This window comes from Rhodoglobus sp. G.S.4 (genome assembly GCF_056619605.1).
In genome coordinates this window covers 1212807-1227998 of record NZ_CM152748.1, presented here as the reverse complement: position 1 = coordinate 1227998, position 15192 = coordinate 1212807, and the positions used below count along the sequence as shown (strand labels likewise).

At 60.9% G+C, this 15192-nt stretch carries 14 protein-coding genes, 1 tRNA gene and 1 riboswitch; of the genes, 1 reads left to right on the top strand and 14 read right to left on the bottom strand.

The features are described from left to right. Positions 1–146: 146 nt before the first annotated feature. The 4 genes from AC061P_RS05930 to thiM form a co-directional block, all read right to left on the bottom strand. Positions 147–220, bottom strand: a tRNA-Pro gene (locus tag AC061P_RS05930). 76 nt (positions 221–296) lie between these two features. Beyond that, positions 297–1874, bottom strand: coding sequence for a bifunctional hydroxymethylpyrimidine kinase/phosphomethylpyrimidine kinase (locus tag AC061P_RS05925; RefSeq protein ID WP_480392056.1), 1578 nt, complete (start codon positions 1872–1874; stop codon positions 297–299). Then, positions 1871–2617: a thiamine phosphate synthase gene (gene thiE, locus AC061P_RS05920; protein ID WP_480392055.1), complete on the bottom strand. Its 747-nt coding sequence runs from the start codon at positions 2615–2617 to the stop codon at positions 1871–1873. The genes AC061P_RS05925 and thiE overlap by 4 nt, the downstream gene beginning before the upstream one ends. Continuing rightward, complete coding sequence (gene thiM, locus AC061P_RS05915) at positions 2614–3423, bottom strand: hydroxyethylthiazole kinase (protein WP_480392054.1); 810 nt, start codon at positions 3421–3423, stop codon at positions 2614–2616. Before thiM ends, thiE begins: the two co-directional genes overlap by 4 nt. Beyond that, positions 3415–3506: riboswitch (TPP riboswitch) on the bottom strand. (Overlaps the previous gene by 9 nt.) A gap of 259 nt (positions 3507–3765) precedes the next feature. Between thiM and AC061P_RS05910 the strand changes: the two genes are divergently transcribed. Beyond that, complete coding sequence (locus AC061P_RS05910) at positions 3766–5289, top strand: MDR family MFS transporter (RefSeq protein WP_480392053.1); 1524 nt, start codon at positions 3766–3768, stop codon at positions 5287–5289. A 127-nt stretch (positions 5290–5416) separates the two neighbouring features. Here AC061P_RS05910 and der read toward each other — a convergent pair whose 3' ends face one another. The 10 genes from der to AC061P_RS05860 form a co-directional block, all read right to left on the bottom strand. Next, the gene (gene der / locus AC061P_RS05905; protein WP_449646474.1) at positions 5417–6937 is read right to left on the bottom strand and encodes a ribosome biogenesis GTPase Der; all 1521 of its coding nucleotides are present in this window, start codon (positions 6935–6937) and stop codon (positions 5417–5419) included. A gap of 14 nt (positions 6938–6951) precedes the next feature. Next, a complete protein-coding gene (gene cmk, locus AC061P_RS05900; protein WP_480392052.1) occupies positions 6952–7626 on the bottom strand; it encodes a (d)CMP kinase in 675 nt (224 codons plus the stop codon). Further along, positions 7623–8705, bottom strand: a complete 1083-nt coding sequence (locus tag AC061P_RS05895; RefSeq protein ID WP_480392051.1) for a prephenate dehydrogenase — start codon at positions 8703–8705, stop codon at positions 7623–7625. The genes cmk and AC061P_RS05895 overlap by 4 nt, the downstream gene beginning before the upstream one ends. Further along, a complete protein-coding gene (locus AC061P_RS05890) occupies positions 8702–9475 on the bottom strand; it encodes a pseudouridine synthase (RefSeq protein WP_449646471.1) in 774 nt (257 codons plus the stop codon). Before AC061P_RS05890 ends, AC061P_RS05895 begins: the two co-directional genes overlap by 4 nt. Further along, a complete protein-coding gene (scpB, locus tag AC061P_RS05885) occupies positions 9462–10055 on the bottom strand; it encodes an SMC-Scp complex subunit ScpB (protein WP_480392050.1) in 594 nt (197 codons plus the stop codon). Before scpB ends, AC061P_RS05890 begins: the two co-directional genes overlap by 14 nt. Further along, positions 10045–10893 carry a segregation and condensation protein A gene (locus AC061P_RS05880; RefSeq protein ID WP_449646469.1) on the bottom strand — a complete coding sequence of 283 codons (849 nt, stop codon included), beginning with the start codon at positions 10891–10893 and terminating at the stop codon, positions 10045–10047. The genes scpB and AC061P_RS05880 overlap by 11 nt, the downstream gene beginning before the upstream one ends. After that, positions 10877–11764 carry a ParA family protein gene (locus AC061P_RS05875; protein WP_480392049.1) on the bottom strand — a complete coding sequence of 296 codons (888 nt, stop codon included), beginning with the start codon at positions 11762–11764 and terminating at the stop codon, positions 10877–10879. Before AC061P_RS05875 ends, AC061P_RS05880 begins: the two co-directional genes overlap by 17 nt. A gap of 118 nt (positions 11765–11882) precedes the next feature. Continuing rightward, the gene (locus AC061P_RS05870; RefSeq protein WP_449646467.1) at positions 11883–12818 is read right to left on the bottom strand and encodes a site-specific tyrosine recombinase XerD; all 936 of its coding nucleotides are present in this window, start codon (positions 12816–12818) and stop codon (positions 11883–11885) included. A gap of 22 nt (positions 12819–12840) precedes the next feature. Next, positions 12841–13473: an NUDIX domain-containing protein gene (locus AC061P_RS05865; protein WP_480392048.1), complete on the bottom strand. Its 633-nt coding sequence runs from the start codon at positions 13471–13473 to the stop codon at positions 12841–12843. Continuing rightward, entirely contained in the window at positions 13463–15166 is a 1704-nt protein-coding gene (locus AC061P_RS05860; protein WP_449646465.1) for a CTP synthase, read from the bottom strand. Before AC061P_RS05860 ends, AC061P_RS05865 begins: the two co-directional genes overlap by 11 nt. Positions 15167–15192 lie beyond the last annotated feature (26 nt).

Genomic DNA, 15192 nt, shown 5'->3' with positions numbered 1-15192 from the left:
GCAGAAGGGTCGGCGCGATTCTCTGGACTGCTCAGCGGGGGCCCATGAGCAGCTTCGCATCCGAACCAGCCCGACAATCGGGAAGAAAGCCCGCAGGGTTAACGCGAAAAGGACCGCACATTCAGTGCGGTCCTTCTTCACGATCGTCGGGCTGACAGGATTTGAACCTGCGACCCCCTGACCCCCAGTCAGGTGCGCTACCAAGCTGCGCTACAGCCCGCGACAACTCGAATAGCTTACCGCGAATTCTGAGCGCCGATGTTCAGATTGGGGCCAGAAGGGCAACCAACGCCAAATCAGTTCGCCGCGATGCCGTACGCGGCGGCGAAGAACTCGCGTTCATGCTCCGTCGATGCCACGAAAGCCGTGAGCATGGCAGCCCGAACCGGCGGGGTCGCGTCTGCCGCGAGCGCCGTCACTATCGTGATGGCCTGCTCTGTGGCATCCGTGAATGCTTCATCGGCATAGGTGGTCAACCAGTCGGCGTAGGGATGCTCAGGGTGCGACAGCGGGTGCAGTCGCGAACCGACGTCGTGGTACACCCAGAAGCACGGCAACAGGGCCGCAGCGAGCACCGCATAGTCACCACGGGCCGCCGTCGCCAGCAGGTGGTTCAGGTATCCGGTGGTGGTCGCACTGGGTGATGCGGCAAACAGCTCACCGGCCACAGACCACGACTCGTGCAACTGCAGTTCCGTCACGATGCAACCCTCAGCACTCGACGCCCAGAAGGCTTGCTCTGCCGCGGTCGGCGCCAATCGGGCAGCTTCGGCGAGCGCCCGCGCATAATCGCGCAGATAGAGCGCATCCTGAGCCAGGTACCAGACGAAGTCACCCCGGTCGAGGGAGCCATCACCCAGCGCCCGCACAAAGTCGCCTCCATCGATCTGAGCCCGCACAGACGCGATCTCCGCCCACCAGTGCTTGCGCACCTCCGCCGCAGTCGGCGCTGTCTCGATACCTCCACGCTCCCATAACCCAGCAAAGTGACTAATGGGTCCACGCCCGCCACCTACCTGCAACGCCGCACCGGCACGGATGCTCTCACTCAACCAGCGCTTCGACTCCCCCACAGCGGCAGCCCACTCACCGCCGGCCGCAATCCGGGTCGCGAGCGCACTCGACAGCGAACACCCCGTTCCGTGGGTGTTGCTGGTCTCTATGCGGATGCCGGCAAACTCAGTCACGACAGCAGCGTTCCCGGAACGGGCATCCACCAGCGCATCCGGAGCCTCGGCCCCACTCAAGTGTCCACCCTTGGCTAGTACGCGCACCCCGTAGGAGGCAGAGACCCGCGCCGCCTGCTCCAGCACCTCGGGCCATGTCTCGGCGGCGGGTTCCGCGGCAATGATCGCGAGCTCCGGAATGTTCGGAGTCACTAGGTCACACACCCGCACCAGCTCCCGTAGCGCCTGCTCGGCTTCGGCATCCAGGAGTCGGTCACCACTCGTGGCCACCATCACCGGGTCAAGCACCACGAGCGGCGGCCGCTCAGCCTCAAGCCATGAGCGCACGACACCAACGACCTCGACGGTGCCGAGCATCCCAATCTTCACGGCATCAATCGCTATGTCGTCGCTGAGCGCATCCAACTGCTCCCGCAGAAACGGGGCAGGCGGCACATGCACTCCATGCACCCCTTGCGTGTTCTGAGCCGTCAACGCGGTAATCGCCGCCATGCCGTAGCCACCATTGGCAGCAATCGACTTCAGGTCAGCCTGAATGCCGGCACCTCCCGAGGGATCACTCCCGGCAATACTCAGCACGCGCGGCACATACCCCGCAGCCGGCACACCTGGCAGCTCGGGCACAACCTGCACACCCGACACGCCATGCACGCCCGACACCACGCTAACCCCGGCTCCCCCGCTCACGCGCCGCCTCCGACGCTCTCCCCTAGACGTTCGTCAGCCCAGGCGTCCGCGAGCGCCCGAGCCGCCGCCCGAGGATCAGCCGCACCACAAATAGCCGAAACAACCGCAGCACCATCAGCACCGGCCGCCCGCAACAGTGGCAGATCATCCGGTCCAACACCACCAATTGCCACGCCGGGCAGCGTACTCAACCCAATCAGCTCAGCCATACGCGAATGACCCAGCTGTTCTGGGGCATCCTTCTTACTCGTCGTCGGGTGAAGGGCACCAATACCGACATAGTCGACACCCGCCGAACGCACACTCGCTTCATAGAGTTGGTCTTCGGTCGCAGCGCTCAACCCGACAATCGCATCCGGACCGACAAGGGCCCGCACCGAGCCGGGAGGCAGATCATTCTGCCCCACGTGCACCCCGGCCACCCGGGCACCCATCTCACGTGCCGCCAGGTACACATCCACTCGGTCATTCACGAGCACCGGCACCTTGAGTGCCACCGCAGTCGACACCCGCAGCACGAGATCGAGAAATTCGCGCGCCGGCAGGTCTTTCTCCCGCAATTGCACGATCGTGACTCCTCCCGCTACCGCCTCGTAGACGAGATCAACCAAATCATGACCGGCCGCGCGTGCTTGCGCAGAATCTGTCACCAAATAGGTCGAGAGATCGAAGCTCTGCCGAAAGCCGCTCACGACGGCGGGGCTCTCGAGCCGGGCAGCCTTCGCCGCCACTCCGCGAATCACGCAAACACCGCCCGTGCCGCCAAGTCATCAACCGACATTTCACTCAGCGCGTCGAGCAGCGCGACCGCAAAGCTGCCGGGCAGCACCGAACGTTCTGCCGCGAGATCGGCGGCCACCGTATACACGCTCGTGGAAGCCACAGCCCCGGTCAGCGCATCCGGAGTCACCGCAGCAAACGCCGCCATGATCGCCCCAAGCGCACAACCACCACCGGTCACCTTAGTCAGCACCGGATGCCCGTTCGAGAGCCTCACAACACTCACGCCATCGGTCACAATGTCGGTCGCTCCCGAAACTGCGACGGCACCACCGGATACTCGAGCCAACAGTTTCGCAGCGGTAAGTGCATCATCGACGCTGCTGGTGCTGTCGACACCGCGGCCCCCGGAACCCAGTTCGGCGAGTGCCAAAATCTCTGAGGCATTACCCCGCACAATCGACGGGCCCAGGTCACGCAACTGGTGCGCGAGCGGAGTGCGCACTGGCAAAACACCGATCGCTACCGGGTCGAGCACCCATGGTGTTCCCGCAGCCTTGGCGGCTGGCGCCGCTTCGAGGGCCGCCGCACGCTGTTCAGCACTACAGGTGCCGAGGTTGATGAGCAATCCGGACGCCACCCCGGCAAAAATGCCAGCCTCCTCCGGAATATCCACCATCGCGGGAGCCGCCCCCACCGCCAGCAGCGCATTGGCGGTGAAGCCAACCACCACACTATTGGTGATGCACTGCACGAGCGGCGACGACGATCTCACCGCCTCGAGCGCTTCTTGAGTGGCGGTCAAAAGATTTGGTGGCGTACGCGACATGCACGACATCCCTTCGCTAGTTCTAACTAGATCAGGTTCGACGGGTGTGATCTCAGCCCCGCAGGGCACCCCGTGTCACAAGTTGTGCCTCCAACATACCGGGTCGCGGATGCCGGTGGGGAGTGGTTCACGTCGGTGTCTGCGCTGCCCGATCCGGGGCGCTGTATGCCGCACCTGTGCTGCGTGTTCGCCGCGTGTTCGCCTCAGGCGGAAGCCTTTCTGGACTAAAACACTGACGGATGTCGTTGCCCTGCATGACAATGAGAGTGACGACTGATTTGTGCGCCACTTTCTCTTCCGGCTGCTGCCTCGTCCCACCACTTTAAATACGACAGGACCCCCATGACCAGCACGTCGCCGATTACTGGCAACATTGCCCTTCCCCAGTGGGCGCCGCCCACTCATGACGCTCCCGTGGATAACAGCGGTCGCAACCGTCTCGTCATTGCGCTCATGCTTGCGGCAACGTTTGTGGTGTTCCTCAACGAGACATCCCTCGTGGTGGCCATCCCCCGCATCATGGCTGACCTCAACATCGAGCCGAGCACCGCTCAGTGGTTGTCGACATCGTTCATGCTCACCATGGCGGTGGTGATTCCGATTACCGGATTCCTCATCCAACGTTTTTCGACCCGCACGATCTTTATCGCGGCCATGTCCTTCTTCACTCTGGGCACTGTGCTTGGCGCTGTCGCCCCCACTTTCTTTGTACTGATCATTGGTCGCGTGATTCAGGCCTCCGGCACCGCGATGATGCTTCCCCTCCTGATGACAACCGTCATGACTTTGGTGCCACCGGCAACTCGCGGCAAAACGATGGGTAATGTCTCGATCGTCATGTCGATGGCGCCGGCTGTCGGCCCCACCGTTGCCGGTCTTGTATTGGCTGTCTTCGATTGGCGTTGGGTGTTCATCGTGATGATTCCCATCTCGCTCATCGCGCTCATCCTCGGCATCACCCGGGTCAAGAACGTCACTGAGCCAAGTAAGGTCTCGATCGATGTTCTCTCTGTAATTCTTTCGGCGATCGCATTCTCCGGGCTTATCTACGGGCTCTCCAGCCTCGGCGAATCTGCCAGCGGCACCACAGTGTTTGTCGCCCCCGTGATTCCCATCGTTGCCGGTGCCATCAGTCTCACGCTGTTCATCATTCGCCAAATCGCTCTGCAGAAAGAGGATCGTGCGCTGCTCGACCTCCGCACTTTCGCCGCTCCTGGCTTCGCCGTCTCGATCGGTCTCATGATGGTCATGATGGCTGCGCTCTTCGGCACCATCATCCTGTTGCCCATGTTCACTCAAGACGTTCTCGGCCTCGAGCCCATCCAGAGCGGACTGCTCGTGCTGCCCGGCAGCCTCATCATGGGGCTTCTCGGCCCCGTCGTCGGTCGCCTCTACGACAAAGTCGGCCCGCGCCCCCTCATGATCCCCGGCGCCATTCTCGTGAGCGCCGCGCTGTGGAGCTTCACGATGCTCTCCGAAACTAGCTCGCCGTTCATGGTCGTCGCCATCCACATCCCCATGAGCATCGGCCTCGCCTTCATGTTCACCCCGCTGTTCACTTCAGCCCTCGGTTCCCTCAAGCCCCACCTGTACTCGCACGGCAGCGCCACCATCGGCACCGTGCAGCAGCTTGCAGGAGCCGCCGGCACAGCACTGTTCATCGCACTACTCACCGTGCAGTCCGTGGCCCTTGCCTCCGATGGCGCAACAGACACCGTCGCTCTCGCTGGCGGAGTGCGACTCGCCTTTATGGCCGGCGGAATCATCTCGCTCTTCGCCGTCGTCGCCACCTTCTTTGTGAAACGCCCAGCCGAAGAGCTCCAGCCAGCCGACGCTGAATCCCCCGAGGCACCGACAGCACACTAAGCGGGTGTGAACGGGTACCCCACGGCGCCCGCTCACCCTCACCAACCTCATACACCGGTTAACGGCAAAACGGCGAGTCACTCTCTTTCGAGAAGTGACTCGCCGTTTGTCGTACAGGCTCTAGACGTTACTTGCGCTTCCGCTTTTCACGTACACGCATGTTGACCTGGATGGGCGTGCCATCGAAGCCGAAGATCTCACGCAGTCGACGCGTAATAAAGCGACGGTACTGCGGGTCCAAGAACCCGGTCGTGAAGAGAACGAACGTTGGTGGACGGCTCGATGCTTGCGTACCGAAGAGGATGCGCGGCTGCTTGCCACCACGAAGCGGGTGAGGGTGCTCTTGGGTCAGTTCGGCGAGAAGCGCGTTGAACTTACCGGTCGGAACGCGGGTATCCCACGACTCCAACGCCAACTCGAGAGCCGGAACCAGCTTCTCCATGTGGCGACCAGTCTTCGCTGAAATGTTCACGCGAGGAGCCCACGCAACGTGCGACAGGTCCTTATCGATTTCGCGCTCAAGAAGATCGCGACGTTCGTCGTCGAGGAGATCCCATTTGTTGAAGGCCAAAACGAGCGCGCGGCCCGATTCGAGCACGAGGTCAACAATTTTGAGGTCCTGCACGCTGAGCGGCTGGCTGACATCGAAAATGACAACGGCAACTTCAGCTTTCTCGAGCGCTGCACTCGTGCGAAGCGTTGCGTAGAAGTCTGCACCCTGAGCGAGCGCAACACGGCGGCGGATACCGGCAGTGTCAACGAAACGCCAGAACTTGCCGCCGAGCTCAATCTGCTCATCAACCGGGTCACGAGTGGTGCCCGCGAGATCGTTGACAACAACGCGCTCTTCACCGGCAGTCTTGTTCAACAGGCTCGACTTGCCGACATTCGGGCGACCAAGAATAGCGACGCGGCGAGGGCCACCGACTTCTTCCTTAGCAACGTTCGAAATCTCAGGCAGAACCGTCAAAACGTGGTCGAGCAAGTCGGCAACACCACGGCCGTGAACGGCAGAGGCTGGCCACGGCTGACCGAGTCCGAGGCTCCACAGTGAAGCAGCATCCGACTCTTGGTGAACGTCGTCAACCTTGTTAGCGACGAGAATCACTGGCTTCTTAGTGGCACGCAACATGCGCACAACGTGCTCGTCGGTCGAGGTGGGGCCAACAGTGGCATCCACGACAAAGAGCACAGCGTCGGCGAGGTCGATAGCGATCTCAGCCTGAGCGGCAACAGAGGCGTCGATGCCCTTAGCATCTGGCTCCCAGCCGCCAGTATCAACGATGGTGAAGTGACGGTTGTTCCACTCGGCCTTGTAGTTCACGCGGTCGCGAGTAACACCGGGGGTGTCCTCAACAACTGCTTCACGGCGACCGATGATTCGGTTAACCAGAGCAGACTTGCCGACGTTCGGGCGACCAACAATGGCCAGTACCGGAAGCGCAGGAAGGTAATAGATTGCATCAGGATCTTCGCTAGCGGCGTCGAGAACCTGAAGGTCCTCATCGTCGAGATCGTAGTCACTGAGGCCGGCACGCAAGGCGGAGGTGCGCTGGGCAGCCTCGTCTTCGTTCATGCCGGAAAGTCGTTCGACGAGAGCCGGGTTCAGTTCGGGAAAATCGTCTTCGGCGGGCGAATGATCGGCCATGGGTAGTCCTTTAGTTACATGCTGGAGCGAACGAAACTCGCGACGGCCGTCACGGTCTGATCGAAGTCAAGATTGGTGGAGTCAATGGTGATGACTCCTTCTGCGGCGTTCATGAAGTCCACGACTTTGGAGTCCTGCGCATCTCGATAACTGAGTTGTTGCGCCGTTGTCGCGCTCGATTCTCCGGAGAGTTCGGCCGCACGTCTTCCCATCCTAGCTTCTTCACTAGCAGTTAGCAGAATTCGCGCCTGAGCGTCGGGGGCAACGACCGTCGTGATGTCTCGCCCCTCGACCACAATGCCGGGTTTTTCACTGCTCGCGATAATGCTGCGGAACAGCTCAACCATGTATTCGCGCACTTCGGGAATGCGGGCAATATTCGACACAACACCAGTAATGCGAGGTTCGCGGATGTCGTTGGTCACGATCTCCGAGTCGACCTTCACAAAGTAGTTGTCTGGGTCAATCCCAATGGAGTACTCGAAGCGGGGAAGAGTATCGATGACATCGCTGGGCCCGAGGGTGTCAACACCACGGTCGAGGCAGTGCAGGGCAAATCCACGGTAGGCAGCCCCCGTGTCGAGGTAGTCGAAGCCGAGTTCGCGAGCGGTTGCTTTCGACACACTCGATTTGCCGCTGCCCGCAGGCCCATCGACGGCCACGACAACGAACGATGGGTCTGTGTTCACGCTAAAGTCTCTGCAATCTTCCAACCACGAGCTTCGAGCTCGCTAATAAGTAGGGCTTCTTTTTCGGGCAGCACCGAGATTTCGGCGAGACCGAATTGGGCGCCCGGTGAGTGCTCAAGACGCAAGTCTTCCATGTTCACCTGTGCTTCGCCGATTTCGGTGAGCAGTCGGGCCAGCTCTCCCGGCTTGTCATCAACCATCACGACAAGCTGGCTGAAGTGCTTGCTCGTTCCGTGCTTTCCGGGGATCCGGGCGACTCCCGTGTTTCCTCCGGCGAGCACTTCGGCGATGGCGCGGCGTGCGCCAGGTGCATCGGGGGTCTCAAGCGCATCAATCGCAACACCAAGTTCGGCCTGAAGTTCCCGCAAGATGTGTGCGACCGGTCCCGCGTTTGCGGCCAAAATCTGCACCCACAACTCGGGGGCGCTCGACGCGATGCGGGTGGTGTCGCGCAGTCCTTGACCGGCAAGCCCAACAGCGGCGTCGGATGCTCCGGCCAACCGGTGCGCGAGCAAACTCGCCACCACTTGGGGAACGTGCGAGATCAGAGCCACTGCGTCGTCATGCTCGGCAGCAGACATCGCAATCGGAACCGCCCCCAGCTCGATGACCACATCTTCCACCGCGCGACGACGGAAGGGCTCTCCCCTGCCAACAACCCACGGACGACCGATGAAGAGGTCAGCGCGAGCAGCACTCGCGCCGCCCCGTTCGCGTCCAGCAAGGGGATGCGAACCAACGTAGCGATCGAGATCGACGCCAAGAGCGATGAGCTCCTCGAGTACACCGACCTTCACACTCGCAACATCCGTCACGGATGCTCGCGGCCACGCCGCAAGTTCGCGCGCAACAACCTCGGCGGTGACATCGGGCGGAACCGCAACAATGACCAGCGTTGGTGCATCGTCAGGTTGCGGTGCACGACCTGCGCCATAATCGATCGCGAGCGACAGAGTGCTGCGGGACGCATCGTGAACGATCACGTCGACACCCTTGGCCCGCAATCCGAGCCCAATACTCGCACCGAGCAAACCCGCACCAACGATGCGAACTTGCCCTGTGATGCGGCCTAGATTCACGACTGTTCCTCGGCGTCACGGGCGATCGTCAGCACCGCGCCCAACTCCACTTTCGTCAGGTTGCGGGTGCGGCCGATTCCGAGGCTGCCCAGGTTGAGCGGGCCAAACTGGCGCCGCACAAGTTCAATCACGGGGTGACCGACGGCATCCAACATCCGACGAACAATGCGGTTTCGACCCGAGTGAAGAGTGAGTTCCACCATCGTCTGGTCGCCGGATGCTCGGCCAAGCGCCCGCGCCTTGTCTGCCGCAATGAAGCCATCCTCAAGTTCGATGCCCTTAGTGAGCTGTGCGATGGTCTGCGCGGTCACCGTGCCCTCCACCTTGGCGATGTAGGTCTTCATTACGCCAAAGGAAGGATGCGCGAGAACGTGCGCGAGTTCGCCATCATTGGTCAAGATGATGAGGCCAGACGTTTGAGCGTCAAGACGGCCAACGTTGAAGAGTCGCTCGTCATAGTTGCCCGTGAACTGGCGAAGGTCGGGGCGACCATTCTCATCCGCCATTGAGCTAACAACGCCAACAGGCTTGTTGAGCATCACGTAGCGCTTGGTGGTGTCGAGCTGGATGGCGGTGCCGTCAACAGTCACGCGGTCGGTCGGTCGCACCCGACGACCAGCCTCTTCGACGACCTTGCCGTTAACCGCGACACGACCCTGGTAGATCAAATCTTCTGAAACGCGACGCGATGCCACACCGGCAGCGGCCATTACTTTTTGAAGGCGTTCGCCTTCGGGATTGCTGGGGCTTGCGCCATTAGCGTTGTTCATCAAAACAGTCCGAACCATCAGATAAAAGCGGCGAGATCGGAGGTAACTCGGCAATGGAATTGATTCCCAATTGCACGAGCATTAGCTCCGTTGTTTCGTAATGGATGGCGCCCGTCTCGTTGTCGGTAAACGCCTCCGTAATAAGTCCCCGGCCGAGCAGCGTGCGCACAACAGAGTCGACATTAACGGCACGCACTGCTGCGACCGCTCCCCTGCTAATTGGTTGCTTGTAGGCAATGACAGCCAAGGTTTCGAGTGCAGCCTGGCTCAACCGTGAGGGGTTTTGCGTATAGACAAAGTCTCGCACTGCTGCGTCGTAGTCTGCGCGCACATAAATACGCCAGCCGCCACCGACTTCGCGCAGCTCAAAGCCACGGCGTGGGCCTTCGCCATCACCATCGAAATCGGCACACAGCGCCGTGATGGTCTTGCGGATTTCCGCAACGGGGGCATTGAGCGCTGTGGCAAGACTGACGAGACTCTGGGGTTCGTCAGCAACCATGAAGATCGCTTCGAGTCCTCGAGCAAGGTCGACAACGGGGCCGGCCTCGAGTTCTTCTGTCGCAGTATTAGTTTCCATAGTCAGCTCCCAGATTAGCGAGGCTATCGTCTGACCAGTGCTGCGCTGTCCAGCGCACGGTCAGCTCACCCAGCGGCTCGATCTGCTCAAACGACACATTTGCGCCGCGATACAGCTCCAATACGGCCAAGAATCGCGCAACAATCACGCCTTTTAGCTCTGCACCGGCGATGAGTTGCCGAAATGTCATCGACTCCCCCGACCTCAGCAGCGCAACGACGTGAGCTGCCTGTTCGCGGATGCTGATGAGCGGTGCATGCAAATGGTCGAGGCCGACGCTCGGGATCTCCCGCGGGGTGAATGCCAGCGTCGCCAAGGCAGCAAAGTCATCGAGGCTGAGCGTCCACACAAGCTCGGGAGTTTGCGTACGAAACTTCTCTTCGAGTCGAACTGACCGCACGGTGCGCGTTGACTCGGCATCGAAGTGGCCAGAGAACCAATCACTTGCCTGCTTAAACGCCCGGTACTGCAACAGACGGGCGAACAGCATGTCGCGGGCTTCGAGCAGCGCCACATCCTCGGCATCCACCAGTTCACCCTGCGGCAGGAGGCCAGCGACTTTCAGGTCGAGCAGGGTCGCCGCCACCACAAGAAACTCGCTCGCTTGATCGAGCTCATCGATTCCGTCACCCGTGCCATCGCCCTCGGATTCGAAGTGGCGCAGGTAGGCGATGAACTCGTCGGTGATTCGTGACAGCGAGACTTCGGTGATGTCGAGTTCGTGCTTCGAGATCAGCGAAAGTAGCAGGTCGAATGGCCCGTTGAAGTTGCTAAGCGAGACCGAGAAACCCGGGGCGGGCGACTGGGACTCTTCCACGTCGCTAGGCGACGGCGCCACGGGCGATCAACTCTCGCGCCACCTGGCGGTAGGAGTGCGCCGCAGAGTGTTCTGGTGCAAAGGTCGTGATGGGTGCGCCAGCCACGCTCGCATCCGGGAACTTCACGGTGCGACCGATCACGGTCTCCAAGACATCGTCACCGAAGTTTTCGACAACGCGCTCGAGCACTTCACGCGAGTGCAGCGTGCGGGCATCAAACATGGTTGCCAAGATTCCGTCGAGCTTGATCGCGGGGTTCAACCGGTCCTGAACCTTTTCGATTGTCTCCACGAGAAGGGCGACACCACGCAACGCGAAGAACTCGCACTCGAGCGGAATCAGAACACCATGAGCTGCGGTCAAGGCGTTGACGGTGAGCAGGCCAAGCGATGGCTGGCAGTCGATCAGGATCACGTCGTACTGATCGCTAACCTTGCGCAGTACGCGCGCCAAAATCGTCTCGCGCGCAACCTCATTGACGAGGTGCACTTCTGCGGTAGACAGGTCAATGTTTGCCGGGATGACGTCGAGACCGGGCACGTTCGTGTGCACGATCGCTTCTGCGGGGTTCTTGATCGTGCCGAGCAGCAGGTCATAGATGGTGGGAACGTCGTGCGTTGGCACACCGAGACCGGCTGAGAGGGCCCCCTGGGGGTCGAAATCGACCGCGAGCACCCGTCGGCCGTATTCGGCGAAAGATGCGCCCAGATTGATCGTGGTGGTGGTCTTGCCTACGCCACCCTTTTGGTTGCACAGCGAAATGATGCGCGCCGGGCCGTGGCCCGTGAGAGGAGGTGGCTCGGGAAAGTGAGTGATCGGCCGGCCGGTTGGGCCCATTGCCTGAACATCCAACCCTGCCAGCCCCGACTGGGTAACACGCGGTGCTGTCATGCCAAAAGTTTACGTCGCGCATCCGTCACAGCCTGCGCTCCCACGCGCGGACACAGCAGGGTCGCCTCTACCAAAGGTTGAAGGTTTGGACGCGCGACACGCAGGCCAAACGAGTCCTCTAGCGAGCTCGCGGATGCGCCGTCGTGTACATATCGCGCAGAGTGTCCGCCGTCACCATCGTGTAGATCTGCGTCGTCGCCACCGAAGAGTGCCCGAGCAGTTCTTGCACGACTCGCACATCGGCACCACCGGAAAGCAAATGAGTAGCGAAAGAGTGACGGAAAGTGTGCGGCGAAATATCGATACCGAGTTCGACCCGCTCGGCGGCAGCTTGGATGATCAACCACACGTTTTGGCGCGAAAGCCGGGCCCCGCGCGCGCCCATAAACAACGCCGGCGTCGACGGACCCTTCAGCGAGAGCGTCGGCCGCGCCCGCACCAGATATTGCTGAATCGCGTCGCGGGCAAAGCTGCCAACCGGAACAATCCGTTGCTTATTACCCTTGCCCAACAGTCGCACAATGTCACCATCGATCATGTCGTCAACATTGAGCGACACTACCTCGGAGACGCGCGCTCCCGTGGCATAGAGCAGCTCAAGCAGTGCCGTATTGCGCAGAGAAATCACGTCATCGCCCTCGAACGCCGCCAGCACACTCGCCATCTGCTCGATTGTGATTGCCTTCGGCAATCGCATCGACTGCTTCGGAATCGCCACCGCGTGGGCAACATCGACAGTCGCCAACGATTCATCGATGAAGAACGTGTGGATGCCGCGCACCGTCGACAGCATCCGGGCAACCGAGGATGCCGCGAGTGGGCGCTCGGGATCGGCACGCAGGCTGTGCGCAAACGCCGTCACGTCATCCGCGGTGATGGCGTCTGGCGAAACAATGTCGCGTTCGTCGAGGAAGGCAAGGTACGACTCGAGGTCGCGACGATAAGCGGCCAGAGTGTTGGCCGAGAGGCCACGCTCGATCGCCAGGTGTCGCAGATAGCGCTCTGAGGCGACCGCGATCCGGTTTCCCGCTCCAGCGCGCACCGACTCACTCATCTGATTCAACTACTCGCGTGAATTACTCGTCGTAGTTTCGCGGATGCCGCGGCCAGGGCTCATCGGCAGTACCGAGGGTGTTCCAGCCGCGGTCGCGTCCGATCTGGGCCGCAAGCAGTCCCATGCACAGAATCGAGTTCTGGATGCGACGGTCAAGCACCGCGTCAACCGCATCCTCGAGAGGAACCCAGCGCATTTCGATGCCCGCTTCTTCGGCAAAACGGTCAAAGGTTTCGCCCGTTGCGCTCACACCGCGCGCAAGGTAGATGCGCACCGCTTCATTGCTTCCGCCCGGCGAGGTCAGCATTTCACTGAGCACGTGCCACGATTCAGCCTGCAAATCGGTCTCTTCGGCGAACTCGCGCTGAGCGGCAACCAGTGGCGACTCGTTCTCAACGTCGAGCAATCCCGCTGGCAGTTCCCAATCGCGAACGCGCACCGGATGCCGGTATTGCTTGATCAGGAGGACCCGGTCACGCTCATCCAGAGCAAGCACCGCAACAGCACCCGTGTGATTGACAAACTCGCGGGTAATTTCTGATCCCTCTAACTCAAAACGTTCGCGGTCAACGTTCCACACGTGACCACTGAACACTGTTTCAGTGTTCAGCAGGTGTGGGGTGACGCGGTCGTCGCTGAGTTCGTTATGCATCATCCTGCTCAGTCACCTCAAAGAGGCGGTTTGCTTTTTGGCGCTCGATCGCTGCGGCAACCAGTCCGCGGAATAGCGGGTGGGCGCGGTTGGGGCGAGATAGGAGCTCGGGGTGTGCCTGAGTTCCCACGTAGTAGGGGTGAACTTCGCGCGGCAGCTCAACAAATTCGACGAGCGTGCGGTCTGGTGAGATTCCGGAGAACGTGAGTCCGGCATCCGCAATCTGCTGGCGGTATTCGTTGTTTACTTCATAGCGGTGACGGTGACGCTCGGCCGCGGTCGGTGCGCCGTAGATTTCTTCTACGATCGAGCCCGGCTCAAGGTTGGCGTTGTAGAGACCGAGGCGCATCGTGCCGCCCATGTCTCCCCCGGCAATGATGTCGACCTGTTCGGCCATGGTCGCGATAACCGGGTACTTGCTGTCGGCGTCAAACTCGGTCGAGGATGCACCTTCGAGGCCGGCCATGTCGCGGGCGTATTCAATGACCATGCACTGCAGCCCGAGGCAAATCCCGAGAGTGGGGATGCCGTTCTCGCGAACGAATTTGAGCGCTCCGAGCTTGCCTTCGATGCCGCGAACGCCGAATCCGCCTGGAACGACAATGCCATCAAGGTCGGAGAGGTTCTTGGCTGCGCCTTCTGGAGTTTCGCATTCGTCGGAAGGAACCCAACGAATGTTGACCTTCGCATTGTTCGCGAAGCCACCGGCACGCAGTGCTTCGGTGACCGAGAGGTAGGCGTCGGGCAGGTCGATATATTTGCCGACAAGACCGATGGTGGCTTCGTGCTTAGGGTTGTGAACGACTTCGAGAAGCTCGTTCCAGCCATCCCAGTTCACTGACTTTGCTTCGTCGAGGCCGAGCTGGTTGATGATGTAGGCGTCGAGTCCCTGGCTGTGCAACATTTCGGGGATGTCGTAGATGCTGGAGGCGTCGGTGGCGTTGACGACGGCGTCTTCTTCAACGTCACACATGAGCGCGATCTTGCGCTTGTTGGACTCGGAGACGGGGCGGTCACTGCGCAGAACGAGCGCGTCGGGCTGGATACCGATCGAGCGCAGCGCGGCGACGGAGTGCTGGGTCGGCTTGGTCTTCTGCTCGCCAGAGGCGGCCATGAACGGCACGAGTGAAACGTGCACGAAGAATACGTTCTTGCGCCCGAGTTCGTGGCGCACCTGCCGAGCAGATTCGATGAACGGGAGGCTTTCGATGTCGCCGACGGTTCCACCAATTTCGGTGATGATGACGTCAGGCTGGGGGTTTTCATCGTCGAACGGGCCGGCGGCCTGCAGGCGCATACGGCGCTTGATTTCGTCGGTGATGTGCGGAATCACCTGCACGGTGTCGCCCAGATATTCGCCGCGACGTTCTTTGGCGATCACTTCGGAGTAGATCTGTCCGGTAGTGACGTTCGCTGCTTGGTTGAGCTTGATGTCGAGGAAGCGCTCGTAGTGTCCGATGTCGAGGTCGGTTTCGGCGCCATCATCGGTGACGAAGACTTCACCGTGTTGGAAGGGGTTCATGGTGCCGGGATCCACGTTCAGATAGGGATCCAGCTTCTGCATGACGACGCGGAGCCCGCGTGCTGTCAGCAGGTTTCCGAGACTCGCCGCCGTGAGGCCTTTACCGAGAGAAGAGACGACTCCTCCGGTGACGAAGATGTGCTTTGTTACGACCGCATTTTTATTGTCCACCACGGGGTTCTATCGTATCTCACGACTGG